At 68.7% G+C, this 25,352-nt stretch carries 26 protein-coding genes; 24 read left to right on the top strand and 2 right to left on the bottom strand.

Annotation, left to right across the window (positions count from 1 at the left end; translation table 11 throughout):
• The first annotated feature begins 1 nt into the window (after position 1).
• From AC1DVU_RS14335 to nusB, 7 genes are all read left to right on the top strand, one after another.
• On the top strand, positions 2-673 hold the full coding sequence (locus AC1DVU_RS14335) for a prepilin peptidase (RefSeq protein ID WP_476923125.1): 672 nt from the start codon (positions 2-4) through the stop codon (positions 671-673).
• An 88-nt stretch (positions 674-761) separates the two neighbouring features.
• On the top strand, positions 762-1,940 hold the full coding sequence (aroC, locus tag AC1DVU_RS14330) for a chorismate synthase (protein ID WP_476923124.1): 1,179 nt from the start codon (positions 762-764) through the stop codon (positions 1,938-1,940).
• Entirely contained in the window at positions 1,937-2,446 is a 510-nt protein-coding gene (locus AC1DVU_RS14325; RefSeq protein WP_476923123.1) for a shikimate kinase, read from the top strand. The genes aroC and AC1DVU_RS14325 overlap by 4 nt, the downstream gene beginning before the upstream one ends.
• A complete protein-coding gene (gene aroB, locus AC1DVU_RS14320) occupies positions 2,443-3,537 on the top strand; it encodes a 3-dehydroquinate synthase (protein ID WP_476923122.1) in 1,095 nt (364 codons plus the stop codon). Before AC1DVU_RS14325 ends, aroB begins: the two co-directional genes overlap by 4 nt.
• A complete protein-coding gene (locus tag AC1DVU_RS14315) occupies positions 3,534-4,601 on the top strand; it encodes a M24 family metallopeptidase (protein WP_476923121.1) in 1,068 nt (355 codons plus the stop codon). The genes aroB and AC1DVU_RS14315 overlap by 4 nt, the downstream gene beginning before the upstream one ends.
• Positions 4,598-5,164: an elongation factor P gene (efp, locus tag AC1DVU_RS14310; protein ID WP_476923380.1), complete on the top strand. Its 567-nt coding sequence runs from the start codon at positions 4,598-4,600 to the stop codon at positions 5,162-5,164. Before AC1DVU_RS14315 ends, efp begins: the two co-directional genes overlap by 4 nt.
• A complete protein-coding gene (nusB, locus tag AC1DVU_RS14305) occupies positions 5,164-5,574 on the top strand; it encodes a transcription antitermination factor NusB (protein WP_476923120.1) in 411 nt (136 codons plus the stop codon). Before efp ends, nusB begins: the two co-directional genes overlap by 1 nt.
• Positions 5,575-5,655: 81 nt before the next feature.
• On the opposite strand, the gene AC1DVU_RS14300 is transcribed toward nusB, so the two are convergent.
• Positions 5,656-5,856 carry a hypothetical protein gene (locus AC1DVU_RS14300; protein WP_476923119.1) on the bottom strand — a complete coding sequence of 67 codons (201 nt, stop codon included), beginning with the start codon at positions 5,854-5,856 and terminating at the stop codon, positions 5,656-5,658.
• A 92-nt stretch (positions 5,857-5,948) separates the two neighbouring features.
• Here AC1DVU_RS14300 and AC1DVU_RS14295 point away from each other — a divergent pair, with 92 nt between their 5' ends.
• From AC1DVU_RS14295 to AC1DVU_RS14220, 16 genes are all read left to right on the top strand, one after another.
• On the top strand, positions 5,949-6,284 hold the full coding sequence (locus tag AC1DVU_RS14295) for a hypothetical protein (RefSeq protein WP_476923118.1): 336 nt from the start codon (positions 5,949-5,951) through the stop codon (positions 6,282-6,284).
• Positions 6,285-6,402: 118 nt separating this feature from the next.
• Positions 6,403-6,981, top strand: a complete 579-nt coding sequence (pyrR, locus tag AC1DVU_RS14290; protein WP_476923117.1) for a bifunctional pyr operon transcriptional regulator/uracil phosphoribosyltransferase PyrR — start codon at positions 6,403-6,405, stop codon at positions 6,979-6,981.
• Between the two features lie 76 nt (positions 6,982-7,057).
• Positions 7,058-8,011, top strand: coding sequence for an aspartate carbamoyltransferase catalytic subunit (locus AC1DVU_RS14285; protein WP_476923116.1), 954 nt, complete (start codon positions 7,058-7,060; stop codon positions 8,009-8,011).
• Positions 8,008-9,303 carry a dihydroorotase gene (locus tag AC1DVU_RS14280; protein ID WP_476923115.1) on the top strand — a complete coding sequence of 432 codons (1,296 nt, stop codon included), beginning with the start codon at positions 8,008-8,010 and terminating at the stop codon, positions 9,301-9,303. The genes AC1DVU_RS14285 and AC1DVU_RS14280 overlap by 4 nt, the downstream gene beginning before the upstream one ends.
• Entirely contained in the window at positions 9,300-10,412 is a 1,113-nt protein-coding gene (carA, locus tag AC1DVU_RS14275) for a glutamine-hydrolyzing carbamoyl-phosphate synthase small subunit (protein WP_476923114.1), read from the top strand. The genes AC1DVU_RS14280 and carA overlap by 4 nt, the downstream gene beginning before the upstream one ends.
• Entirely contained in the window at positions 10,412-13,741 is a 3,330-nt protein-coding gene (gene carB, locus AC1DVU_RS14270; RefSeq protein WP_476923113.1) for a carbamoyl-phosphate synthase large subunit, read from the top strand. The genes carA and carB overlap by 1 nt, the downstream gene beginning before the upstream one ends.
• Before the next feature lie 79 nt (positions 13,742-13,820).
• Positions 13,821-14,636 carry an orotidine-5'-phosphate decarboxylase gene (pyrF, locus tag AC1DVU_RS14265; RefSeq protein ID WP_476923112.1) on the top strand — a complete coding sequence of 272 codons (816 nt, stop codon included), beginning with the start codon at positions 13,821-13,823 and terminating at the stop codon, positions 14,634-14,636.
• A gap of 35 nt (positions 14,637-14,671) precedes the next feature.
• On the top strand, positions 14,672-15,106 hold the full coding sequence (locus AC1DVU_RS14260; protein WP_476923111.1) for a hypothetical protein: 435 nt from the start codon (positions 14,672-14,674) through the stop codon (positions 15,104-15,106).
• 31 nt (positions 15,107-15,137) lie between these two features.
• The gene (gene mihF, locus AC1DVU_RS14255) at positions 15,138-15,476 is read left to right on the top strand and encodes an integration host factor, actinobacterial type (protein WP_056397000.1); all 339 of its coding nucleotides are present in this window, start codon (positions 15,138-15,140) and stop codon (positions 15,474-15,476) included.
• Entirely contained in the window at positions 15,469-16,071 is a 603-nt protein-coding gene (gmk, locus tag AC1DVU_RS14250; RefSeq protein ID WP_476923110.1) for a guanylate kinase, read from the top strand. Before mihF ends, gmk begins: the two co-directional genes overlap by 8 nt.
• Before the next feature lie 19 nt (positions 16,072-16,090).
• Entirely contained in the window at positions 16,091-16,381 is a 291-nt protein-coding gene (gene rpoZ / locus AC1DVU_RS14245) for a DNA-directed RNA polymerase subunit omega (protein WP_159539242.1), read from the top strand.
• A 29-nt stretch (positions 16,382-16,410) separates the two neighbouring features.
• Entirely contained in the window at positions 16,411-17,613 is a 1,203-nt protein-coding gene (coaBC, locus tag AC1DVU_RS14240) for a bifunctional phosphopantothenoylcysteine decarboxylase/phosphopantothenate--cysteine ligase CoaBC (protein WP_476923109.1), read from the top strand.
• 60 nt (positions 17,614-17,673) lie between these two features.
• Entirely contained in the window at positions 17,674-18,867 is a 1,194-nt protein-coding gene (metK, locus tag AC1DVU_RS14235; protein WP_476923108.1) for a methionine adenosyltransferase, read from the top strand.
• Positions 18,868-18,965: 98 nt separating this feature from the next.
• Complete coding sequence (locus tag AC1DVU_RS14230; protein ID WP_476923379.1) at positions 18,966-20,957, top strand: primosomal protein N'; 1,992 nt, start codon at positions 18,966-18,968, stop codon at positions 20,955-20,957.
• A 44-nt stretch (positions 20,958-21,001) separates the two neighbouring features.
• Positions 21,002-21,925, top strand: a complete 924-nt coding sequence (fmt, locus tag AC1DVU_RS14225) for a methionyl-tRNA formyltransferase (protein ID WP_476923107.1) — start codon at positions 21,002-21,004, stop codon at positions 21,923-21,925.
• The gene (locus tag AC1DVU_RS14220) at positions 21,922-23,205 is read left to right on the top strand and encodes an RsmB/NOP family class I SAM-dependent RNA methyltransferase (protein WP_476923106.1); all 1,284 of its coding nucleotides are present in this window, start codon (positions 21,922-21,924) and stop codon (positions 23,203-23,205) included. Before fmt ends, AC1DVU_RS14220 begins: the two co-directional genes overlap by 4 nt.
• Here AC1DVU_RS14220 and AC1DVU_RS14215 read toward each other — a convergent pair.
• On the bottom strand, positions 23,188-24,612 hold the full coding sequence (locus tag AC1DVU_RS14215) for an MFS transporter (protein ID WP_476923105.1): 1,425 nt from the start codon (positions 24,610-24,612) through the stop codon (positions 23,188-23,190). The two genes, AC1DVU_RS14220 and AC1DVU_RS14215, sit on opposite strands and share 18 nt — an antisense overlap.
• A 113-nt stretch (positions 24,613-24,725) precedes the next feature.
• Here AC1DVU_RS14215 and AC1DVU_RS14210 point away from each other — a divergent pair, with 113 nt between their 5' ends.
• A complete protein-coding gene (locus AC1DVU_RS14210) occupies positions 24,726-25,343 on the top strand; it encodes a TetR/AcrR family transcriptional regulator (protein ID WP_476923104.1) in 618 nt (205 codons plus the stop codon).
• Positions 25,344-25,352: the final 9 nt, after the last annotated feature.

Below are 25,352 nucleotides of genomic sequence, written 5' to 3'. Positions count from 1 at the left end.
CGTGACCATCGCCCTCGCCGCTGTTGCGGCGGCTCTTCTCGGTGCCGCGGGACCATTCGTGATGCGGCGCATGCCCGAGCCGGACGAGCCCGACGCAGATAAAGTGACCTACGCGGCGCTCGCCGAGACCAAGGGCCTGACGATCGGACTGGCACTCGGTGCCGCGTTGATGGCCGGCGTCGTCGCCTGGCGCATCGACCACGTCGAGCTGCTGCCCGTGTGGGTCCTCGTCTCGGGCGTGGGGTCGTGGCTGTGCTTCATCGACTGGCGCACGCGGTTGCTGCCGTACGTCGTGGTGGCACCGACCTATCTCGCCACCCTCGCGCTGGTCGGCCTCGGTGCGCTGCTGCTGCGCGACGTGCACGTCTTCGTCGACGCGTTGGTGGCCAACATCGTCGTCTACGTGATCTTCCGCGTCCTCCACTGGATCGCCAGAGGCGCCTTCGGTTTCGGCGACGTGCGCCTGTCGGGTGTGCTCGCGCTGGCGCTGGGCGCACTGGGCGCCAGCGAGGTCATGGTCGGCATGTATGCAGGGTTCCTCCTCGGGGCGGTTTTCGGCCTGCTGCTCTCGCGCCTCAAGATCGTCGATCCCAAGGCGTACGCTTTCGGGCCCTACATGGTCGTCGGCGCCGTCATCGGTGCGGCCTGGGGCCCCGCGGTCTACGGCGGCTGATCGGGGTCGGGCATCGCTCCCGCCCGGTTTGCCCGGTCGGGACGGACGCCGTCCCGAGTGAGGCGTGGGGCGTGGGAGAATTGCTTCCATGCTTCGTTGGTTGACCGCAGGTGAGTCGCACGGCCCCGCTCTTGTCGCCGTGCTCGAGGGATTGCCCGCCGGAGTGCAGGTGACCAGCAAGGACATCCAGGCCGCGCTGGCGCGCCGCCGCCTCGGCTACGGCCGTGGCGCCCGCATGGCGTTCGAGCAGGACGAGCTCGAGATCGTCGGTGGCCTGCGTCATGGATCGTCGATGGGCAGCCCGATCGCGCTGCGCATCGGCAACAGCGAGTGGCCCAAGTGGGAGCAGGTCATGGCGGCAGACCCGGTCGACGCCGAGATCCTCGAAGGGCTCAAGCGCAACGCGCCGTTGACCCGTCCGCGACCCGGCCACGCAGACCTCGCCGGCATGCAGAAGTACGGCTTCGACGAGGCGCGCCCGATCCTGGAGCGTGCGAGTGCCCGCGAGACCGCGGCCCGCGTCGCACTGGGTGAGATCGCCGCGCAGTTCATCCAGCAGACGACCGGCGCCACGATCGTGTCGCACGTCGTCGAGCTCGGCACCGTCCGCGCACCTGCGGGCGTGATCCCCAGCCACAGCGACGTCGAGGCGCTCGACGCCGACCCCGTGCGCTGCTTCGATCCCGAGACCAGTGCCGCGATGGTCGCCGAGATCGACCAGGCCCACAAGGACGGCGACACGCTCGGCGGCGTCGTCGAGGTCGTCGTCGAGGGTCTGCCCCCGGGTCTTGGCTCGCACACGCACTGGGACAAGCGGCTCGACGGCCGCCTCGCTGCTGCGCTGATGGGCATCCAGGCCATCAAGGGTGTCGAGCTGGGTGATGGTTTCGAGCTCGCGCGCACGCGCGGTTCGTTGGCGCACGACGAGATCGTGCCGACCGCCGACGGCATCCGTCGCGTCTCCGGCCGCGCGGGTGGCACCGAGGGTGGCATGACGACGGGCGAGCTCCTGCGCGTACGCGCGGCGATGAAGCCCATCGCCACCGTCCCGCGTGCCTTGCGCACGGTCGACGTCGAGACCGGCGAGGAGGCTCGGGCGCACCACCAGCGGTCCGACGTCTGCGCCGTGCCCGCTGCCGGCATCGTCGCCGAGGCCATGGTCGCGCTGGTCGTGGCCGACGCGATCCTCGAGAAGTTCGCCGGTGACGCGGTCGAGGAGACCCGTCGCAACGTCGAGGGCTACCTCGCCAACCTGAGGCACCGTTGAGTCCGGTCGTCGTCCTCGTCGGCCCGCCCGGCGCGGGCAAGACGACCGTGGCGCACGCGCTGGCCGACAGGCTGGGAGTGTCGTTCCGCGACACCGACCAGGACATCGAGGCGCGTGAGGGCACGTCGGTCCAGGACATCTTCGTCGATCACGGTGAAGCGCACTTCCGCACGCTCGAGGAGAAGGCTGTCGCCGCTGCACTCAGCGACCACGACGGCGTCCTGGCCCTGGGTGGTGGCGCTGTGCTCAGCGCGGCGACGCGCGAACAGCTCGGCCAGCACCGGGTGATCTTCCTCGATGTCAGCCTGCCGGCTGCCGTGGCGCGCGTCGGGATGAACGCCAACCGACCCCTGCTGCTGGGCAACGTCCGGGCACAGATGAAGAACCTGATGGACCAACGCCGTCCGCTCTACGACGAGGTTGCGCGGTTCACGATCGTCACCGACGATCTCGACGCCGCCCAGGTCACCGACCGAGCCATGACATTGATTGAGGAGGACCGATGACCACGCGCCTGACGGTGCCGACCGATCGCCCGTACGACGTGGTGATCGGCAATGGCGTGCACGAACAGCTGCGCGGGCTCATCGGATTCGGCCTTGGTGTGCTGCGGGTGGCGATCATCCACTCGCCGACGATGGCCAAGCAGGCAGAGCTTCTGCGCGAGCCCCTCGTGTCGGACGCGCTCGAGGTGCACCTGATCGAGGTCCCCGACGGCGAGCAGGCCAAGTCCTCCGACGTGCTGGCCTTCTGCTGGAAGGTGCTCGGCGAGACCGGGTTCACCCGGTCCGACGTCATCGTCGGCCTCGGTGGCGGCTCCACGACCGACCTCGCGGGATTCGTCGCGGCCAGCTGGCTGCGCGGTGTCCGGTTCGTCAACGTCCCCACCACCGTGCTCGGCATGGTCGACGCGGCCGTCGGCGGCAAGACCGGGATCAACACGGCCGAGGGCAAGAACCTCGTCGGCGCGTTCCACGAACCCGTCGGGGTGCTCTGCGACCTCGATGTGCTGCAGAGCCTGCCCGCCGCCGAGCTGCGCAGCGGCCTCGCTGAGGTCGCCAAGTGCGGGTTCATCGCGGACCCCACGATCCTCGACCTGATCGAGGCGGCCCCCGAGTCGCTCACCGACGCATCGTCGCCGATCGTTGCGGAGCTGATCGCCAAGGGCATCACCGTCAAGGCACGTGCCGTCGCGGGTGACCTGCGAGAGACCGGCGATGACGGGCAGATCGGCCGTGAGGCGCTCAACTACGGGCATACGTTCGGTCACGCCGTCGAGCGGTTCGAGCACTACCGCATCCGCCACGGCGAGGCGATCTCGATCGGCATGGTCTACGTTGCCGAGATCGCTCATCGTGCCGGCCGGATCGACCGCGAGCTGCTGGACCGGCATCGTTCGATCCTCGGCATTCTCGGGCTCCCCATGACATACCGGCCGGGCATCTGGGAGGCACTGTCCTCCACGATGCGGCTCGACAAGAAGACCCGCGGTGACCAGCTCCGGTTCGTCATCCTCGAGGGCCTGGCCAAGCCGGTGATCCTCGCCGGACCTGACGAGCAGCTGATCCTCGACGCCTACCGGGCCATCTCGTCGTGACAGCGGCCGCGCGCCGTGACCGACTCACCGCGGAGCTGGCCGAGCGCGATCTCGACGGTGTCGTCGTCACGACACTCGTCAACGTCCGCTACCTGACCGGGTTCACGGGATCCAACGGGGCGCTGGTCGTGCCGCGCGAGGGCGCTCCGGTGTTCCTGACCGACGGCCGCTACCGGGACCAGGCGGCCGAGGAGCTGCCGGACGTCGAGCACCAGATCGGTCGCGACCTGTTGGGCGCCGCCGCTGAGCACATGTCCGGCGGGACGTGGGCCGCAGAGACGCACGCGCTCAGCGTCGACGCCCACGCGCGACTCAGCGAGCTGGCTCCCGGGACGTCGCTCGTACCGGCCGATCGGGTCGTGGAGTCGCTGCGCGTGGTCAAGGACGACGCCGAGATCGATGCGCTGCGGCGTGCCTGTGACATCTCGACGAGCGCGCTGGAGTCGCTGCTGCAAGGTCCGTTCGTCGGGCGCACCGAACGGGCCGTTGCCCGCGACCTCGAGAACCGGATGCTCGACCTCGGCGCCGAGGCAATCGGGTTCGAGACGATCCTCGCCGCAGGGGAGAACTCCGCGATCCCGCATCACAGCCCGACCGACCGCGTGCTCGCCGACGGTGACCTGGTCAAGATCGACTTAGGTGCGCGCGTCGATGGCTACCACGCTGACTGCACGCGTACGTTCGTGCTGGGCAAGGCAGATGACTGGCAGCGGGAGATCCACGCAGCGGTCAAGGAGTCGCAGGCGGCCGGTCTCGCGACGCTGCTCGAGGGCACCGTGGTCGCCGATTCTTACGCTGCGGCGACCTCCTCGCTGGAGGCTGCCGGATGGCTCCACGCCTTCACGACGGGCCTCGGGCACGGCGTCGGGCTCGAGATCCATGAGGACCCGTTCATCGGGCCCTCGCAGACAGGTAAACTGGCTAGTCGCACTGTCCTGACGATGGAGCCGGGCATCTATGTCCCGGGTCGCGGGGGAGTGCGTATCGAAGACACCGTCCTCGTGACAACGGGCGCCCCCGAGGTGCTCACCACGATGACCAAAGACCTCCTGGAGATTGGCTGATGGCCACCACGAACGACATCAAGAACGGCATGGTCCTCGACCTCGACGGACAGCTCTGGTCCGTCGTGTGGTTCCAGCACCACAAGCCCGGCAAGGGCGGGGCGATGGTCAAGACGACCCTCAAGAACGTCATGAGTGGAAAGACCGTCGACAAGACCTTCAACGCCGGCCTCAAGATCGAGACCGCCAACGTCGACAAGCGCGACTTCCAGTACCTCTACCACGACGGCGACTCGTACGTCTTCATGGACAAGACGACGTACGACCAGGTCAACATCTCCGAGGCCGTCGTCGGCGACGCCAAGGACTACATGCTCGACAACCAGGACGCGATGGTCGCGATGCACGAGGGTGTGCCGCTCTACATCGAGCTCCCGGCGTCGGTCGAGCTGCTCGTCGAGTACACCGAGCCGGGCCTGCAGGGCGACCGCTCGAGCGGCGGAACCAAGCCGGCGCGCCTCGAGACCGGCAAGGAGATCCAGGTCCCGCTGTTCATCGTCAACGGCGAGAAGATCAAGGTCGACACCCGCGACGGCAGCTATCTCGGTCGCGTGCAGGGCTGATGTCGGCACGTACGAAGTCCCGCAAGCGCGCCCTCGACATCCTCTTCGAGTCCGAGGCGCAGAGCCTCCCGCCCGGAGGCACCCTCGCCGATCGTCGGGCCGACACCGAGTATCCCGTCAACGACTATGCCGTGCTGCTCATCGAGGGCGTCGTCACGCATCGTGATCGCCTCGACGAGATCATCACCGAGAACGCCAAGGACTGGACGCTCGACCGGATGCCGGCCGTCGACCGCAACCTGCTGCGCATCGGCGCGTACGAGATCCTCTACGTCGACGACGTCCCGGACGCCGTCGCGGTCAGCGAAGCGGTGAGCCTCGCGAGCGACCTGTCGACCGACGAGTCGCCGTCGTTCGTCAACGGTCTGCTGAGCAAGATCGTCGAGCTCAAGCCGACGCTGGCGGTCTGACTCGCCGCAGACCCTCGCGATTTGTGAGGTTACAGGCGCTTCGTCGCCTCGATGACGCCTCCAACTTCACATATCGCGGGGCTACTTCGAAGGTTCGGGTGTCTCGCAGTCGATCTTCGGATTGACGCCCAGGTAGTTGAGCGGCCCGGCGATCACGGTGAGGACCGTGTCACCGACCTTGGCGCAGCTGGCATCGCCCGATGACGTGAAGTAGTCGCGCTGCGCTGCTGCGACGACGCCGATGATGAGCCAGATGAGTACGACGACAGAACCGATTCGCATGTTGCCTCCTGATCCCCGGAAGTACCCAGAGCGGCGCTTCGCAATCGAAGCCCGGCCACGGCCCGGAACCGCGGGCCGGCGACACTGATGGCATGACATCCGAGGGGAATTGGTCGGTCCGTGCCAACTACTGGCGAGGGTGGCGTGCGCTGGGGGGACATCTGCGGGTGTCGGACGGGGTGCTCACGTTCGCACCGCATGGCCTCGAGCGCGCCCTTGGCGGCAACACGCCATTCACGGCCGCGCTGTGCGAGATCGTGCGCGTGGGTCGGGCGCGGCGATCCTTCCTGGTGCCGCGCCGCCGGCTGGTGGTCGCGACACGTTCGGGTGATCAAGCGCTCTTCTTGGTCCCCAAGCTGGACACCGTCATCCGAAGGCTCAGCGAGGCCATCCAAGCCGCGGGTGGTCGCCCTGACATCGCGAGCTGACCAGCCCGTTCGCCCTCGCCGAGCCGCCTCCGGAAACCGCCTGACGCGCTGCTAGGCTGACCGTCGAACATCGACATCCTTTAACGGCCGTCCCGAGAGGCGGAGAAGGAGGTCAGACATGGTCGCGTCTGATGACGCCCCCCGTGCTGACGCTACGCACGCACCCGCTCGAACCGTCCTGGACGACAAGGACATCTCCCGCGCGTTGACGCGCATCACCCACGAGATTCTCGAGCGCAACCGCGACGCCTCCGACGTCGTCCTGCTCGGCATCCCGACTCGCGGGGTTCACCTGGCTCGTCGCATCGCGAAGCGGATGTCCGAGGTCGAAGGCCGAGTCATCACGGCCGGCGCGCTCGACATCACGATGTATCGCGACGACCTGAGGCTCAAGCCGGCGAGGGCGCTGGAGCACACCGAGATCCCCGACGACATCGACGGCAAGATCGTCGTGCTGGTCGACGACGTGCTGTTCTCCGGCCGTACGATCCGTGCCGCGCTCGACGCGCTCAACGAGCTGGGCCGGCCCAAGGCCGTCCAGCTCGCCGTCCTGATCGACCGCGGCCACCGTGAGCTGCCGATCCGCGCGGACTTCGTGGGCAAGAACCTCCCGACGTCGCTGGTCGAGAAGGTCAAGGTCGCGTTGTCGGAGTCCGACGAGCGCGACGCCGTCGACATCCAGGGGGGAGCGGCATGAGCGAGCGCCAGCGAGCGAACAATGAGGCGGTCATGCCGGTCGTCCCTCATGCTCTTTTCTCCGAGGGGGGAGCGGCATGACGTTTTCGCACCTGCTCAGCGCGGGCGATCTCGACCGTACGGACGCGATCCGCATCCTCGACACCGCCGAGGAGCTCCTCGGGGTCGCGAGCCGGCCGATCAAGAAGCTGCCGACGCTGCGCGGTCGCACGGTCGTCAACCTGTTCTTCGAGGACTCGACCCGCACCCGCATCTCGTTCGAGGCGGCGGCCAAGCGACTCAGCGCCGACGTCATCAACTTCTCGGCCAAGGGCTCGAGCGTGTCCAAGGGCGAGAGCCTCAAGGACACCGCCCTGACCCTGCAGGCGATGGGCGCCGACGCTGTCGTCATCCGCCACCAGCACTCCGGCGCGCCGCACCGCCTGGCCAACGCCAAGTGGACCAACGGCGCGGTCATCAACGCGGGCGACGGCACGCACGAGCACCCGACACAGGCCCTGCTCGACGCGTTCACGATGCGCAGGCACCTGGGCGATCTCGAGGGCAAGAACATCACGATCGTCGGTGACGTCCTGCACAGTCGGGTGGCTCGCTCCAATGCGCTGCTGCTCGACACCCTCGGCGCCAACGTCACGCTCGTCGCACCCCCGACGCTGCTGCCGGTCGGCATCGAGAAGTGGCCGGTCGAGACGTCGTACGACCTCGACAGCTCGCTCGAGAAGGCTGACGCCGTCATGATGCTGCGGGTGCAGCAGGAGCGCATGAACGCCGCGTTCTTCCCCAGCGCCCGCGAGTACAGCCGGCGCTACGGACTCGACACCCCGCGGCTCAACCGGCTGCCCGAGCACGCGATCGTCATGCACCCCGGCCCGATGAACCGCGGCATGGAGATCACCGCCGACGTCGCCGACCACGTCCGTTCGGTCATTGTCGAGCAGGTCACCAACGGCGTGGCCGTACGCATGGCCGTCCTCTACCTCCTCCTCGGCGGCGCGGCCGGGGAACCCACCAGCGAAGAAGGCACTGAATGACCTCGTACGTCATCCGGGGAGCGAACATCCTCGGCGAGACCGTCAACGACATCGCGATCGAGGACGGCGTCATCACCGCGATCGGCACCGGACTCGATGGCGATGAGTCGATCGACGCGACCGGCCTGGTCGCGCTGCCCGGACTCGTCGACCTGCACACGCACGTACGCGAGCCCGGCCGTGAGGACGCCGAGACCGTCCTCACCGGGTCCAAGGCCGCAGCGCGCGGCGGGTTCACCTGCGTGCACGCGATGGCCAACACCGATCCGGTCGCCGACACTGCCGGGGTCGTCGAGCAGGTCTGGCGGCTCGGCCGTGAGGGCGGCTACTGCGACGTGCAGCCCGTCGGTGCCGTGACGATCGGCCTCGGCGGCGAGCGGCTCGCTGAGCTCGGCGCGATGGCCGACTCGGCCGCCGCTGTGCGGGTGTTCTCCGACGACGGCAAGTGCGTCTCGGACGCCGTGATCATGCGCAGGGCGCTGGAGTACGTCAAGGCGTTCGACGGCGTCATCGCGCAGCACGCGCAGGAGCCCCGCCTGACCGAGGGCGCGCAGATGAACGAGGGACCGCTGTCCGGCGAGCTCGGCCTCACCGGTTGGCCCGCCGTTGCCGAAGAGGCGATCATCGCCCGCGACGTCCTGCTCGCCGAGCACGTCGGCTCACGCCTGCACGTGTGCCACCTGTCGACCCGGGGCTCGGTCGAGATCATCCGCTGGGCCAAGGGCCGCGGCATCGATGTCACCGCCGAGGTCACGCCCCACCACCTGCTGCTCAGCGACGACCTGGTGCGCAGCTACGACCCGATCTACAAGGTCAACCCGCCGCTGCGCTCCAACGACGACGTCGCCGCCGTGCGCGAAGGGCTGGCCGACGGCGCGATCGACATCGTGGCCACAGATCATGCTCCTCACCCGATGGAGGACAAGGAGTGCGAGTGGTCGGCTGCCGCGTTCGGCATGCTCGGCCTCGAGACCGCGCTGTCGGTCGTGCAGCAGACCATGGTCGACACCGGCCTGCTGACCTGGGCCCAGGTCGCCGAGAAAATGTCGGCCAAGCCGGCCGAGATCGGCCGCGTCAGCAACCAGGGTCGCCCGCTCGAGGTGGGCGAGCCGGCCAACATCGTGCTCGTCGACCCGGCCGCGACCCGGCTCATCGACGCGCGTGACACGGCTTCGCTGTCGCGCAACAACCCGTACGCCGGGCTGACGCTGCCCGGTGAGGTCGTCGCGACGTTCCTGCGCGGCAGACCGACCGTCCGCGACCGTGCGCTCGTGGAAGGTGTGACGGTATGACCACCGAAGCGATACTCGTGCTCGAGGACGGCCGGGTGTTCCGGGGCGAGTCGTTCGGAGCCGTCGGCGAGACGATCGGCGAGATCGTGTTCTCGACCGGCATGACGGGCTACCAGGAGACGCTGACCGACCCGTCCTACAAGGGCCAGATCGTGGCGATGACCGCACCGCACATCGGCAACACCGGGATCAACGACGAGGACTTCGAGTCCCGGCGCATCTGGGTCGACGGCTACATCGTCCGCGACCCCGCTCGCGTGCGCAGCAACTGGCGCTCCAACCGCTCACTCGACGACGAGCTGGCGGCACAGGACGTCGTGGGCATCTCGGGCATCGACACGCGGGCGCTCACCCGGCACCTGCGTGAGCGCGGCGCGATGCGCGGCGGCATCAGCTCGGCATCGACCGACGTCGCCGCTCTGCTCGCCAAGGTCACAGCGGCTCCGGGCATGAAGGGCGCCAACTTCCTCGCCGACGTGACGACCGATGAAACGTACGTCGTGCCTGCCGTCGGCGACAAGCGCCTGACGGTCGCCGCGATCGACCTCGGCATCAAGGGCATGACGCCGCGGCGCATGGCCGAGCGTGGCATCGAGGTGCACGTCATGCCGGCCACCACGACGTACGAGGAGATCACCGCGATCAACCCCGACGGCGTGTTCATGTCCAACGGACCCGGCGACCCGGCGACCACGGACCACGTCACCGCCGTGCTCAAGCAGGTGCTCGAGGCCCGCATCCCCTACTTCGGGATCTGCCTTGGCAACCAGGTCTTCGGTCGTGCCCTCGACCGCGGCACCTACAAGCTGGTCTACGGGCACCGCGGCATCAACCAGCCGGTCCAGGACCGCACGACCGGCAAGGTCGAGATCACGGCGCACAACCACGGCTTCGCGGTCGACGCCCCGATCGAGGGCACGTTCGAGACGCCGTACGGACCGGGGCGCGTCACCCACGTGTGCCTCAACGACAACGTCGTCGAAGGTCTCGCGCTGCTCGATCAGCCGGCCTTCAGCGTCCAGTACCACCCAGAGGCCGCGGCCGGACCGCACGATGCGGCCTATCTCTTCGATCGTTTCGTGAACCTCATGACCGGAGTGAACGCGTAATGCCCAAGCGCACGGACATTCAGAGCATCCTCGTCATCGGCTCCGGCCCGATCGTGATCGGCCAGGCCTGCGAGTTCGACTACTCGGGCACCCAGGCCTGCCGCGTCCTCCGTGAGGAGGGCATCCGCGTCATCCTGATCAACTCCAACCCGGCGACGATCATGACCGACCCGGAGTTCGCCGACGCGACCTACATCGAACCCATCACGCCGGAGTTCGTCGAGAAGGTCATTGCCCAGGAGCGCCCCGACGCCCTGCTCGCGACACTCGGCGGCCAGACCGCCCTCAACGCCGCGATCCAGATGCACGAGGCCGGCGTCCTCGAGAAGTACAACGTCGAGCTCATCGGCGCGTCGATCGACGCGATCCAGAAGGGCGAGAACCGCGAGTCCTTCAAGGCCGTCGTCGAGACGTTGCCCAAGGAGTGGGGCGCCGAGTCGGCCAAGTCCGTCATCTGCCACACGATGCAGGAGTGCCTCGACGGCGTCGAAGGACTCGGCGGCTATCCCGTCGTCGTACGCCCGTCGTTCACGATGGGCGGCTCAGGCTCCGGCCTGGCGTACGACGAGGCCGACCTGCACCGGATCGCCGGCTCCGGCCTGGCGCTCAGCCCGACCACCGAGGTGCTCCTCGAGGAGTCGATCCTCGGCTGGAAGGAGTACGAGCTCGAGGTCATGCGTGACACCGCCGACAACGTCGTGATCGTGTGCTCGATCGAGAACCTCGACCCCATGGGCGTGCACACCGGCGACTCGATCACGGTCGCCCCGGCGATGACGCTGACCGACGTCGAGTACCAACGGCTCCGCGACATCTCGATCGGGATCATACGCGAGGTCGGCGTCGACACCGGCGGCTGCAACATCCAGTTCGCGGTCAACCCCGAGGACGGCCGCATCATCGTCATCGARATGAACCCGCGCGTKTCSCGYTCGTCGGCYCTGGCCTCCAAGGCSACSGGCTTCCCGATCGCCAAGATCGCYGCSAAGSTSKCGRTCGGCTACACGCTCGAYGARATSYCCAACGACATCACGCAGGAGACGCCGGCCTCGTTCGAGCCGWCSCTCGACTACGTGGTCRYCAAGGTGCCGCGYTTCGCSTTCGAGAAGTTCCCCGCGGCTGACGCGACCCTCACGACCCACATGAAGTCGGTCGGCGAGGCCATGGCGATCGGCCGCAACTTCACCGAGGCTCTGCAGAAGGCGCTGCGCTCCCTGGAGCGGCCCGACGCGGCGTTCGACTGGCACAAGGAGTGGGTCGACCTCGACAAGGACGCCCTGCTGCAGGAGATCAGCGTCCCGCACGACGGCCGGCTCAAGAAGGTCATGGACGCGATCCGCGCCGGGGCCACGCCGGAGGAGATCTTCGACGCGACCAAGATCGACCCGTGGTTCGTCGACCAGCTCGCGCTGATCAACGAGATCGCCGTCGACCTCACCGGCGCGAAAGAGCTGTCGCCGGCCCTGCTGCGCCGCGCCAAGCGGCACGGCTTCTCGGACTCGCAGATCGGCAAGATCCGCGGGCTGAGCGAGGACGTCGTCAGGGGAGTGCGCCACGCCCTCGGCGTACGCCCGGTCTACAAGACCGTCGACACGTGCGCTGCGGAGTTCTCCGCCAAGACGCCCTACCACTACTCGTCGTACGACGAGGAGACCGAGGTCGAGCCGCGCACGAAGCCTGCGGTCCTGATCCTCGGCAGTGGTCCCAACCGCATCGGSCAGGGCATCGAGTTCGACTACTCGTGCGTCCACGCGGCTCTGGCGCTGTCGGAGGTCGGCTACGAGACGATCATGGTCAACTGCAACCCCGAGACCGTCTCGACCGACTACGACACCTCCGACCGGCTCTACTTCGAGCCGCTGACGCTCGAGGACGTGCTCGAGATCGTTCACGCCGAGCAGCAGGCGGGTCCTGTCGTGGGTGTCATCGTGCAGCTCGGCGGTCAGACCCCGCTCGGACTGGCGGCCGGCCTCGAGGCTGCTGACGTGCCCATCGTCGGCACGCAGCCTTCGGCGATCGAGCTCGCCGAGGAGCGAGGTGCGTTCGCGAGGGTGCTGGCCGAGGCCGATCTGCCCGCGCCCAAGCACGGCATGGCGACGTCGTTCAACCGCGCCCGTGAGATCGCCGACGAGATCGGCTATCCCGTGCTGGTGCGCCCGTCGTACGTCCTGGGCGGCCGCGGCATGGAGATCGTCTATGACGAGGGCACGCTCAAGGACTACATCGGCCGGGCCACCGAGATCTCGTCGGAGCGTCCGGTCCTGGTCGACCGCTTCCTCGACGACGCGATCGAGATTGACGTCGACGCGCTCTATGACGGCACCGAGCTGTTCCTCGGCGGTGTCATGGAGCACATCGAGGAGGCCGGCGTGCACTCGGGCGACTCGGCGTGCGCGCTGCCGCCGATCACGCTCGGTGAGGCCGAGGTCGAGCGCATCCGCCAGTCGACCGAGGCGATCGCCAAGGGCGTCGGGGTGCGCGGGCTCATCAACATCCAGTTCGCGCTGTCGTCGGACATCCTCTACGTCATCGAGGCCAACCCGCGCGCGTCCCGCACGGTCCCGTTCGTCTCCAAGGCCACCGCGACACCGCTCGCCAAGGCGGCCGCCCGGCTCATGCTGGGGGAGTCGATCGCCGAGCTGCGCGCGGCCGGGGTCCTGCCGGCGACGGGTGACGGCGGCAAGCTGCCCGACAACGCGCCGATCGCGGTCAAGGAGGCGGTCATGCCCTTCAACCGCTTCCGTACGTACGAAGGCCGCTACGTCGACACGCTGCTGGGTCCGGAGATGCGCTCGACCGGTGAGGTCATGGGCTTCGACTCCGGCTTCGGCACGGCGTTCGCCAAGTCCCAGGCCGGTGCCCAGAACGGGCTGCCGACATCGGGCAAGGTCTTCGTGTCGGTCGCGAACCGCGACAAGCGGCACATGATCTTCCCGGTCAAGCGGCTCGCGGACCTCGGCTTCGAGATCCTTGCCACGAGCGGCACCGCGGTCGTGCTGGCCCGCAACGGCGTGAAGTCGACGGTCATCCGCAAGCTCAACGAGGAGCCGCTGCCCGGCCAGGCGCGCAGCACGATCGTGGACAAGATCCACGACCAGGACGTCCAGCTCATCATCAACACGCCCCACGGCGTGACGTCTGGCGGCAGCCCCCGCATCGACGGCTACGAGATCCGCACTGCGGCGGTCGCCGAAGGCATCCCGTGCATCACGACGGTCCAGGGCCTGGCGGCAGCAGTCCAGGGCATCGAGGCGCTGATCGAGGGCAAGATCGGCGTCAAGTCGCTGCAAGATTGGGGCCGTATCGTCACCGAGGCGCGGCCATCATGAGCGAGCGCCAGCGAGCGAATCATGAGGCAGCAATCATGCCGCGATCTTTGTACCGTGGTTTTCTGACGAAGGTTGCGGCATGAGCTTTGGGTCACGGGCTCGGGCGGCGATGGCGGCGTACGGGCCGGCGTGCGTGGGCATCGACCCGCATGCGTCGTTGCTCGCCGAGTGGGGGCTGCCCGACAACGTCGAGGGACTCGACCGCTTCGCCACGACCTGCGTCGAGGCGTTCGCCGGCAAGGTCGCCTTCGTCAAGCCGCAGTCGGCGTTCTTCGAGCGCTTCGGTGCCCGTGGCGTCGTGGTCCTCGAGCGTACGATCCAGGACCTGCGCCACACCGGCTCGCTCGTGATCCTCGACGTCAAGCGCGGTGACATCGGCTCAACGGCCGCTGCGTACGCCGACGCCTATCTCGACGAGGACGCTCCGATGGCCGCCGACGCGATCACGGTCAGTCCGTTCCTCGGCTTCGGGTCGCTGCAGCCGTTCTTCGACGTCGCCGCCAAGAACGACGCCGGCGTGTTCGTCCTGGCCCTGACCTCCAACCCGGAGGGTCCGGAGGTGCAGCACGCCCTCAACGGCGACACGACGGTCGCCGGCGGCATCCTGGCGAAGCTCGCCGAGCTCAACGCCGGCCAGCACCTGATGGGATCGTTCGGTGCCGTTGTCGGCGCGACGATCGGTGACGCCGCTGAGGACCTGGCGATCAACGGCCCGCTGCTGGTGCCGGGGTTCGGCGCACAGGGCGGGACGGTCGACGACATACGCCGGCTTTTCGGCTCGGTCATCGACAACGTGATCCCCTCGACGTCGCGCGGTGTGCTGTCGGCCGGGCCGGATGTCCAGGCGCTCCGCGATTCGGTCGCCCGGGTCAACGCCGAACTTGTAGGGTCATAGCGTTCAGGGTTGCCCGTGTCCCGAGGAGTCGATGCATGAAGAGAACCGCCGCTGTCCTGATCACGACGATCGTCGGGATCACGACGCTGTCGGGTTGCGGCGGAGGCGGGGACCCCTACTGCGATGCGGTCGAGAAGAACAAGAGCACCCTCAACACGTTCGGCCAGAAGCGCACCAACGCGGCCTATGCCAAGTACGCCAAGGTGTTCGCCGACGTCGGCAAGGACGCACCCGCCTCGATCCAGAAGGACTGGACGACGTTGTCAACCGTCACGAAGGGCATCCTGGAGGCGCAGGCCAAGGCAGGTCTCAAGCTCGAGGACATGACCGACACCGCCAAGGTCAAGAAGCTCAACGGCGCGCAGCTCAAGGAGCTCAACACCGCCTACAAGACGTTCAACGGGACGACCAAGCAGCGCAACGCCGTGGTCAAGAACGTCAAGCAGAAGTGCAAGATCAATCTCAAGTAGAACCGTCCGTCCAACAGATGAGGTGAGGCAAGTGGCACTCCCGATATTGACGCCGGAGCAGCGCAAGGCTGCACTCGAAAAGGCAGCTGCCGCGCGGCAGCTGCGAGCCGAGGTCAAGAACCGCCTCAAGAACTCACGCGCGAGCCTGACCGAAGTCATCCAGGAGTCGCGCGCCAACGAGGTCATCGCCAAGCTGAAGGTCATCGACCTCCTGCAGTCGATGCCCGGCGTCGGCAAGGTGCGCGCCCAGGAGATCATGCAGCGCATCGGCATCGCCGACAGCCGCAGGCTCAGGGGTCTGGGCGCCAACCAGATCAAGGCCCTGATCGCCGAGTTCGCGGATAGAACAGGCCGCTCTGGCCGTGCCTGACGGGTCATCAGAACCCGTCACACGTCCCTCGCGGCTCGTCGTCCTGGCCGGCCCCACCGCGGTCGGCAAGGGGACGGTCGCGGCCTGCGTACGAGAGGCCCATCCGGAGATCTGGATCTCGGTGTCCGTCACGACCCGGCCGGCGAGACCGGACGAGGTCGACGGTGTGCACTATCACTTCATCTCCGACGAGGAGTTCGACCGCCTGATTGCCGAGGACGGGCTGCTGGAATGGGCGGTGGTCCACCGTGCCGCCCGCTACGRCACGCCCCGCGCCCCGGTGGAGCAACGTCTCGCCGCCGGCACGCCGGCCCTTCTCGAGATCGATTTGCAGGGCGCGCGCCAGGTGCGCGAGCGCATGCCCGAGGCGCTGATGTGCTTCCTGGCGCCCCCGAGCTGGGAGGAGCTGGAGCGGCGCCTGGTCGGCCGGGGGACCGAAGGACCCGAGGAGCGCGAGCGTCGCCTCGCGACGGCCCACACCGAGCTGGCGGCCGAGCCGGAGTTCGACGTGACGATCGTCAACACCGATGTCGAGACCGCTTGCCAAGAATTGGTAGACTTGTTCAGATCCGGCACGAGCCGGGTGCATTCCTAATCTTTCTGTGAGGCTCTCTGTGTCCACGACACGCTCGACTGCCATCGGCATCACCAACCCGCCGCTGGACGATCTTCTGGAGAAGGCGGACAGCAAGTACAAGCTCGTCCTCTACTCCGCCAAGCGTGCACGCCAGATCAACGCCTACTACTCGCAGCTCGGCGAGGGTCTCCTCGAGTACGTCGGACCGCTCCTCGAGACCGGCGTGCAGGAGAAGCCCCTGTCGATCGCGCTGCGCGAGATCAACGCCGACCTGCTGACCGTCGAGGACATCGACCCCGAGGCTGAAGCCGCGGCCGGCAAGGCCTGATCCACGCTCTCCAACGTGAGGCGGTGCGTATGACCGAGATAGTCCTCGGCGTGTCCGGCGGCATCGCGTCCTACAAGGCCGCGGAGCTGCTGCGACTGTTCACCGAGTCGGGCCACAGCGTCCGGGTCGTCCCGACGGAGTCCTCGCTGCACTTCGTCGGCACCGCGACCTGGGAGGCCCTCAGCGGCAAGCCCGTCCAGTCCGGCGTCTTCGAGCACGTCGACGAGGTCGCCCACGTCCGCATCGGGCAGGGTGCCGACCTGGTGCTCGTGGCGCCGGCCACGGCCAACATCCTGGCCAAGGCGGCGCACGGCCTCGCGGACGACCTGCTGACCAACACGCTCCTGACGGCACGTTGTCCGGTCATGTTCGCTCCGGCGATGCACACCGAGATGTGGAATCACCCCGCCACCCAGGCCAATGTTGCGTTGCTCCGGGAGCGGGGTTTCGTGGTGCTTGAACCTGCGGTTGGCCGGCTGACCGGCGTCGACACCGGCAAGGGCCGGCTGCCGGACCCTGCGGCGATCTACGCCGCGGCGCTGCAGGTCCTCGAAGGCCGCCCGCAGGACCTCGCCGGCAAGCATGTCGTCGTCTCCGCTGGTGGCACTCGCGAATACCTCGATCCGGTCCGCTATCTCGGCAACCGCTCGTCCGGTCGTCAGGGATACGCGCTGGCTGAGGCCGCTGTCGCCCGCGGCGCTCGTGTCACCGTCGTTGCCGCCAATGTTGCGCTCCCTGACCCGGCCGGGGTCGAGATCGTCCGCGTCGTCAGCACCGAGGACCTGCGCCAGCAGATGCACCTCGCTGCGGCCGACGCAGACGCCGTCGTGATGGCCGCCGCGCCGGCGGACTTCCGACCCGCGGAGTTCGTCGAGGCCAAGATCAAGAAGTCCGGCGACGGTGTCGCCCCTGACATCCACCTCGTCGAGAACCCCGACATCCTGCTCGAGCTGGTCGCCGCGCGGACGAGCAAACGGCCCGTCATCGTGGGCTTTGCCGCGGAGACCGGCGACGCCCACGCCAGCGTCATCGAGCACGCCCGCGCCAAGCTCGCGCGCAAGGGGTGTGACCTGCTCGTCGTCAACGACGTGAGCGCCGGCAAGGTCTTCGGCCAGGACGACAACGAGGCCATCATCCTCGGAGCCGACGAAACCGTCGAGGAAATCCCGCACGGTCCCAAGATCCGGCTGGCGCACGCGATCTGGGACTCCGTGATCCAACGCTTGGACTAGCGAAACTACGGGTCATCTCGCTCGTTAGAATGCTGTACAGCCATCAACCCAGGAGAAAAAGTGAGCCGCTTCTTCACGTCCGAGTCCGTGACCGAAGGTCACCCGGACAAGATCGCCGACCAGATCAGCGACAGCGTCCTCGACGCCCTGCTGGCCCAGGACCCCAAGAGCCGCGTGGCCTGTGAGACGTTCATCACGACCGGTCTGATCGTCGTCGGGGGCGAGGTGACGACCGAGGCATACGCCGACATCGCCAAGATCGCACGCGACCGCGTCCTGGACATCGGCTACGACTCGTCCGTCAAGGGCTTCGACGGCGCCTCCTGCGGTGTCCAGATCACTCTCGACGCCCAGTCGCCCGACATCGCCCAGGGCGTCAACACGGCGTTCGAGGGCCGCACCCAGGGCTCGGCCGACCCGCTCGACCTCCAGGGCGCCGGCGACCAGGGCCTGATGTTCGGCTTCGCATGTGACGAGACACCCGAGCTCATGCCGCTGCCGATCACGATCGCGCACCGGCTCGCGGAGCAGCTGACCGCAGTCCGCAAGGACGGCACGCTGCCCTACCTGCGTCCTGACGGCAAGACCCAGGTCACGGTTGAGTACGACGACAACGACAAGCCCGTACGCGTCGACACCGTCGTCCTGTCGACGCAGCACGAGGACGGCATCGACCTCGACACCCAGCTCACGGTCGACATCAAGAAGCACGTCGTCGACGTGATCCTTGCCGACTTCGACATCGACACCTCCGACTACCGCCTGCTGGTCAACCCGACCGGCAAGTTCGTCATCGGCGGCCCGATGGGTGACGTCGGCCTGACCGGCCGCAAGATCATCGTCGACACCTACGGCGGCTACGCCCGCCACGGTGGCGGGGCGTTCTCSGGCAAGGACCCGASCAAGGTCGACCGCTCGGCCGCCTACGCGATGCGCTGGGTTGCCAAGAACATCGTCGCCGCGGGCCTGGCCACCAAGGTCGAGGTCCAGGTCGCCTACGCGATCGGCAAGGCTCACCCGGTCGGCTTCTACGTCGAGGCGTTCGGCACCGAGACGGTTCCGGTCGACAAGATCCGCGCCGCCGTCCTCGAGGTCTTCGACCTGCGCCCGGCCGCGATCATCCGCGACCTCGACCTGCTCAAGCCCATCTACGCGCAGACCGCGGCATACGGCCACTTCGGCCGTGAGCTGCCCGGTGTGGTCTGGGAGACGACGGACCGTGCCGACGCGCTCAAGGCCCACGTCAACGCCTGAGCGTCACTGCTGACAGAACGGCCCCCGCCTCGGCGGGGGCCGTTCTGCGTCCGCACGATGAGGCCGGTGTGGGTGGCGGCTGATAGAACAGCACCGTGATGACAGACGAGGGTCCGGAGCAGCTGGCGCTGGTCCCTCCCACGCCCGCGGCACGGACGCGCAAGGCGGCGGCCAAGCCGGTGCCCGAGGCCGCGGTCATCCGGCCCGTTGCCAGGGTCGTGGTCGACAGCGGTCTGGCCCACCTCGACCGGCTGTTCGACTACCTCGTGCCGACCACCCTGGATGCCAAGACCATCGCGGGCTGCCGGGTCAAGGTCCGCTTCGCCGGTCGACTGGTCGACGGGTTCGTGGTCGAACGGGTCGACGCCACCGAACACGGAGGCCGGCTCGCATTCCTCGCCAAGGTCGTCTCCTCCGAGCCGGTGCTGCACCCCGAGGTGCTCGCCCTGGCCCGCGCCGTTGCCGACCGCTATGCCGGCACGCTCGGCGACGTGCTGCGGCTGGCGATCCCGCCTCGGCACGCCCGCGCCGAGGCGACCCGTGCGGCGCCGGCCGAAACAGCCCTGCCGGTGGGCAGCGCTGCCGGCTGGCAGACGTACGCCCACGGGCTCGGCTTCGTCGCTGCCCTGCGCGCGGGGGAGCGCCCACGGGCTTGGTGGACTGCGATCCCCGGGCAGGACCCGGCGGAATTGGTCGCCGAAGCCGTGCTGGCGACGCTCGGATCGGGTCGGGGCTCGGTCGTCTGCGTGCCCGACAACCGCGATGTCGCGCGGTGGGACGCGGTGTTCACCGAGGTGCTCGGCGATGGCAGGCACGTCACGCTCACTGCGGCGGACGAGCCGGCCGATCGTTACCAGGCGTTCCTCGCGGCTTCGCGTGGTGACGTGCAGGTCGTGCTCGGCACGCGAGCCGCGGCGTTCGCCCCGGTCAAGGACCTGGGGCTGGTCGCGATGTGGGACGACGGCGACGACTTGTTCGCCGAGCCCCGCTCGCCCTACCCCCACGCCCGCGAGGTGCTCCTGCTGCGGGCATCGACCCAGGAGACCGCCTTGTTGATCGGCGGCCATGCGCGTACGGCCGAGGGGCAGTCGCTGATCGACAGCGGATGGTGTGTCGAACTCGCTGCCGACCAGCGGGAGCGACGCCGGGCCTGGCCACGCCTCACGGTCACGGACGGGTCGACAGCCGGCTCGGCGCCGGTCCGGCTCCCGCAGGAAGCCTTCCGCGCCATCCGCGGTGCCAAGGGCGCCGTGCTGGTCCAGGTTCCCAGGCGGGGCTATCGCGAGTCGCTGTCATGCCAGACCTGCCGCCAGCCGGCCCGATGCGCTGAGTGTCAGGGCCCGCTCGGCCAGCCGTCAGCCTCAGCGCCCATTGCGTGCCGCTGGTGTGGACGCGAGGCGTCTCCGTGGACCTGCCCCCACTGCCAGGGCACCGAGCTGCGGTCGCCGGTCGTGGGTGCGTTGCGCACGGCCGAGGAGTTCGCCCGGGCGTTCCCCGACCTGGAGGTGGTGACCTCGGGTGGCCAGACGATCCTCGACGAGGTCGGGCCGGGTCGCAGGCTGGTGCTCGCGACACCGGGGGCCGAGCCGCACGTCGCGGGCGGCTATGACGTCGTGATCCTGCTCGACACGTGGCTCATGCTGGCTCGCGAGGATGTCCGCGTCGAGGAGGAGTCCCATCGTCGTTGGTTCAACGCCCTCGCGCTGGCGGGCCCTGGCGCAACCGCGGTGGCAGTCGGTGACGCCCATACGCTGCAGGCCCTGGTGCGCGCCGACCCTGCGGGGTTCGCCGCCCGCGAGCTCGCGAGCCGCGCCGAGACCCACCTTCCGCCCACTGCCCGGCTCGCCACCGTCGCCGGTCCCGACGAGGTGCTCGCCGAGCTCGCGACGCGCACCTGGACGCCGCACACCGAGATCCTCGGGCCGGTCCCGGTCGACCTGCGCTCGGCGGATGCCGGCGAGCGGCTGATCCTGCGTGCTCCGCGCCGCGAGGGTGCCGAGCTCGCTGCTGCGCTTGCGGCGCTCGCTGCCGAGCGAAGCGCCGCCAAGCTCCCGGGGCTCCGCATCCAGGTCGATCCGCTGTCCCTCTGACCGCGGCCTCGGGGCACAGCGCGCGCCCGCCTAGACTCGACGCCGTGAGAGTCGTCTTCGCAGGTACGCCCGAGACCGCCCTCCCATCCCTCGAGGCGCTCGTCGCGAGCCGCCACGAGGTCGCCGCCGTGCTGACCCGCCCCGACGCACCGTCCGGCCGCGGTCGTACGCTCCGGCCCTCACCCGTTGCCGAGGCCGCCGCCGAGCACGGCATCGAGGTGCTCAAGCCCGCGAAGCCCTCGGATCCGGAGTTCATGGCCAGGCTGCGGGAGATCGCTCCCGACTGCATCCCGATCGTCGCGTATGGGGCGTTGATCCGCCGGGAGGCGCTGGACATCCCGCAGTTCGGCTGGATCAACCTGCACTTCTCAGTGCTGCCGTCCTGGCGGGGCGCAGCACCGGTCCAGCGAGCCATCATGGCCGGCGACGAGGTCACCGGTGCGACGGTGTTCAGCCTGGTCGAGGAGCTCGACGCCGGACCGGTCCTCGGCTCGATCACCGAGCGCATCCGCGAGGACGACACGACCGCAGAGCTGCTCGCCCGGCTGGCCGACTGGGGGAGCAAGCTGCTCGTCGACGTCGTCGACCACATCGAGGACGGTGATATCGCCGCGGTCCCGCAGCCCGAGGACAACATCTCGTACGCCCCGAAGCTCACGACCGACGAGGCACGGATCGACTGGCACCGCCCCGCCTTCGCGATCGACCGGCACATCCGGGGCTGCACACCTGCGCCCGGAGCATGGACCCTCCTCGGCGACGAACGAGTCAAGATCGGGCCAGCGACGATCGCGGACGATCGCACGCTGCTGCCCGGCCAGCTGTCGATCGGCAAGCAGGAGGTGCGAGTCGGCACGACGACGACCGACCTCGTGCTCGGCGACGTCCAGGCATTCGGCAAGAAGCGCATGCGCGCGGCCGACTGGGCGCGTGGCACGTCCTTCCCCGACGGCGCGGCGTTCGCATGACGGACCCGAGCCGGGCGGTCGCGTTCCACGTCCTGCGGGCCGTGGCGGAGCGCGATGCGTACGTCAACCTGGTCCTTCCGGCGATGCTCGCGGAGCACCAGATCGAGGGCCGTGACGCCGCATTCGCCACCGAGCTCGTGCACGGCACGGTTCGTCGGCAGGGCACCTACGACGCCATCATCGGTCAGGTCGCCAGCAAGGGGCTCGGCTCGATCGATCCTCCGGTGCTGGACGCGCTGCGACTCGGTACGCACCAGCTGCTCAACATGCGCGTGCCGGCGCACGCTGCGGTCTCGGAGACGGTCGACCTCGTCCGGCGGGAGATCGGGCACAAGCCGGTGCACTTCGCCAACGCGTTGCTGCGCAAGATCGGCCAGAAGGACCTCGAAGGTTGGCTCGAGGTCATCACCGCCGGACTCGAGGGTGACGCTGCGCGGTCCGTACGCACGTCCCACCCGGTGTGGATCGTGACCGCGTTGCGCGAGGCCCTCGGTGGCCACGCAGCGCAGATCGACAAGTTGCTGGCGGCTGACAACGCCCCTCCGCGCGTCACGCTCGTGGCTCGCCCCGGCCTCTGCGATCCGGAGGCGCTGCCCGGCACTCCTGGCAAGTTCTCGCCGTACGCCCGCATCCTCGACGAGGGCGGCGACCCCGGTGCGATACCGCAGGTCCGCGACGGCCGCGCCGGCGTGCAGGACGAGGGATCCCAGCTGGTGGCGATCACCCTTGCGGAGGCGCAGGTCGACGGGGACGACGCTCGCTGGCTCGACCTTTGTGCGGGTCCTGGCGGCAAGGCGGCGCTCCTCGGCGCGCTGGCCAGGCAACGTGGGGCCGACCTCGTCGCCAACGAGGTGCTGGAGCACCGCGCTGACCTGGTCCGCCAAGGCGTACGCCTGCTCGACAACGTCGACGTGACGACGGCCGACGGACGGCACGGCCCGTGGGAGCCCGGGTCCTTCGACCGGGTCCTGGTCGACGCGCCGTGCACCGGTCTCGGTGCGCTCCGGCGCCGGCCGGAGTCGCGGTGGCGGCGTTCGGAGGCCGATCTCGATGACCTCGTCCCGCTGCAGGAAGCGTTGCTGACGCGAGCACTGGAGCTCGTACGCCCTGGGGGAGTCGTGGCCTATGCGACCTGTTCCCCGCACCTTCGCGAGACGCGCGGCGTGATCGACGCCGTCACCGCCGGACGCGACGACGTCGATGTGGAGACCACCCACCAGTGGTGGCCCCACATCGACGGCACCGACGCGATGTTCTGCGCGCTACTCCGCCGCAGCTGACACGAGCTCGGGCGAGGTTGCGGCCCGACGGACACTGGCGGTGGCGACCCCAGCGACGATCAGGGCGATCAGCGCCAGGATCGAGCCGGTGTCCATCGCCTCCCGCAGCCCGGGCGTGAACTCGCCTGGCACGGAGTTGGAGGCGTACACCGAGACGATCACCGCAAGGCCAAGCGCGCCACCGATCTGCTGCGTCGTCTGGAGCAGGCCGGACGCGGTGCCGGCGTGCCGCGGCTCGACGCCTGACAGCACGACGACGGTGAGCGGCATGAACAGCAGCCCGACTCCGACACCGTTGATCACCAGGGGCCCGGCGAGATCGGCCCAGTACGTGCTCGCCTCGGTCAGCTCCCGCAGCCAGACCAGGCTGACGAGGGCCAGGCCCGCACCGGTCGTGATGAGCGGCCAGGTGCCGAACCGCGCGACGAGGCGAGGTGTGACACGGGAGATCGCGAAGATCGCCAGGCTCAGCGGCAGGAAGGCGACGCCCGACTCGAATGCTCCGAAGCCGAGCGTGCGCTGCATGAACTGGACGAGCAGGAAGAACAGCGAGAACTGCGCGCCGATGACCAGCGTCATCGTCACCAGTGCAGCGACGCGCGGCCGCGAGCGGAGCATCGAAGGCTCGAGCAGCGGCTGCCTGGCTCGACGCTCGACGCCGGCGAACGATCCGAGGAGGACCGCCGCTGCGACGAACGCCGCGATCGTGCCCGAGGAGGACCAGCCGTGGTCCGCGGCGTTGATGAAGCCGTACACGAGGGCGACCGAGCCCGCCGTCGCGGTGATCGCACCCAGTACGTCGAACTGCCCCCGCTCACGAGTGGTCTCCGGGACGAAGCGGCGCACGAGCACGACGGCCATGATGCCGATGGGCACGTTGATGAACAGGGCCCACCGCCAGGAGGCGAAGCCGGTCAGGGCACCGCCGAGGATCAGCCCGATCGAGGCGCCCGCCGACGACACCGCGCTGAACAGGGCGAGGCCGCGATTGCGGCTGGATTCGTCCGGTGCACCCGCAGTGATCAGCGCCAGCACGCTGGGCGCGGCGATCGCGGCGCCGACGCCCTGGAGGGCACGTGAGGCGATCAGCATGCCGGGATCTTGCGCGAGTCCGCCGAGCAGCGAGGCGAAGGTGAAGATGCCGAGACCGATCTCGAAGGCCCGCAGGCGTCCGATCACGTCACCCAGCCGGCCGCCGAACAGCAGCAGGCCGCCGAAGGCCAGCGAATAGGCGTTGAGGACCCACGAGAGGTTGGCCGGGCTGAAGCCGAGGTCGACTCGCAAGAGGGGGAGCGCGACGTTCACGACGGCCGCGTCGAGGATCAGCATGAGTTGTGCGGTCAGCACGAGAGCGAGCCCGTACGCAGCGCGGCGCTGCGCCGGTGGTGCGTCGGTGATGGAGGTCATGATGAGGATTCCTGTCCCAAGAAGTGGAGTGTCGTACACTGGAACGGAGAAGGACTCCGGTTCTTCTGAGGACTATACGGAGACTGTCTCCGGTTAGCAAGGGAGGTTGCGTCGTGGCGTCCATCACGCCTGCGGACGTGGAGAGCACTGACGAGATCGTCAAGCCGCTTCGAGCCGATGCCCAGCGCAACTACGACAAGCTCGTCGCCGCCGCACGCGAAGTGTTCGCCGAGCGCGGCGCCGAGGGCTCACTCGACGAGATCGCCAAGCGTGCGGGGGTGGGACCGGGCACGCTCTACCGTCACTTCCCGACTCGCGATGACCTGATCGATGCCCTGATGCGGGACTGGTCCGCGCGGGTTCACTCCGACAGCGTGGCTGCGGTCGAGGCGGGTCTTCCCGCCCGCGAGACGCTCGAACGCTGGTTCGCCGACCTCATCAAGCACCTGACGCTGCACCGCGGTGCCGCTGCCAAGCTCAGCGCGGCAATGGACGATCCGTCGTCGCCGATCTATCGCAAGTGCCAGATGCTCGCGGACGCCAACGAGCGCGTGGTCAGCCATCTGACCGAGACCCACGCCCTGCGGGACAAGGTCGAGTCACGACAGGTCATGCGCCTCGTCAGTGGCGTCGCGACCGTCGTGGACCAGGCGGGTCTCGACGCTGAGGAGGCCACGCCGATGCTCGGCATTGTGATCGACGGCATCCTGCGCGACTCCGCCACCTCCTGAGCGGCCCAC

It is taken from the genome of Aeromicrobium sp. P2_G6 (genome assembly GCF_056403535.1).
The sequence above is the reverse complement of the archived record's forward strand: the minus strand, read 5'-3'. Positions and strand labels throughout refer to the sequence as shown.

Bases quoted from the DNA above. Each gene is read 5' to 3' on its own strand.
- aroC (WP_476923124.1), top strand. From the start codon at position 762: ATGCTTCGTTGGTTGACCGCAGGTGAGTCGCACGGCCCCGCTCTTGTC.
- aroB (WP_476923122.1), top strand. From the start codon at position 2,443: ATGACCACGCGCCTGACGGTGCCGACCGATCGCCCGTACGACGTGGTG.
- nusB (WP_476923120.1), top strand. From the start codon at position 5,164: ATGTCGGCACGTACGAAGTCCCGCAAGCGCGCCCTCGACATCCTCTTC.
- AC1DVU_RS14300 (WP_476923119.1), bottom strand. From the start codon at position 5,856: ATGCGAATCGGTTCTGTCGTCGTACTCATCTGGCTCATCATCGGCGTC.
- AC1DVU_RS14295 (WP_476923118.1), top strand. From the start codon at position 5,949: ATGACATCCGAGGGGAATTGGTCGGTCCGTGCCAACTACTGGCGAGGG.
- pyrR (WP_476923117.1), top strand. From the start codon at position 6,403: ATGGTCGCGTCTGATGACGCCCCCCGTGCTGACGCTACGCACGCACCC.
- AC1DVU_RS14285 (WP_476923116.1), top strand. From the start codon at position 7,058: ATGACGTTTTCGCACCTGCTCAGCGCGGGCGATCTCGACCGTACGGAC.
- AC1DVU_RS14280 (WP_476923115.1), top strand. From the start codon at position 8,008: ATGACCTCGTACGTCATCCGGGGAGCGAACATCCTCGGCGAGACCGTC.
- carA (WP_476923114.1), top strand. From the start codon at position 9,300: ATGACCACCGAAGCGATACTCGTGCTCGAGGACGGCCGGGTGTTCCGG.
- pyrF (WP_476923112.1), top strand. From the start codon at position 13,821: ATGAGCTTTGGGTCACGGGCTCGGGCGGCGATGGCGGCGTACGGGCCG.
- AC1DVU_RS14260 (WP_476923111.1), top strand. From the start codon at position 14,672: ATGAAGAGAACCGCCGCTGTCCTGATCACGACGATCGTCGGGATCACG.
- coaBC (WP_476923109.1), top strand. From the start codon at position 16,411: ATGACCGAGATAGTCCTCGGCGTGTCCGGCGGCATCGCGTCCTACAAG.
- AC1DVU_RS14230 (WP_476923379.1), top strand. From the start codon at position 18,966: ATGACAGACGAGGGTCCGGAGCAGCTGGCGCTGGTCCCTCCCACGCCC.
- AC1DVU_RS14220 (WP_476923106.1), top strand. From the start codon at position 21,922: ATGACGGACCCGAGCCGGGCGGTCGCGTTCCACGTCCTGCGGGCCGTG.
- AC1DVU_RS14215 (WP_476923105.1), bottom strand. From the start codon at position 24,612: ATGACCTCCATCACCGACGCACCACCGGCGCAGCGCCGCGCTGCGTAC.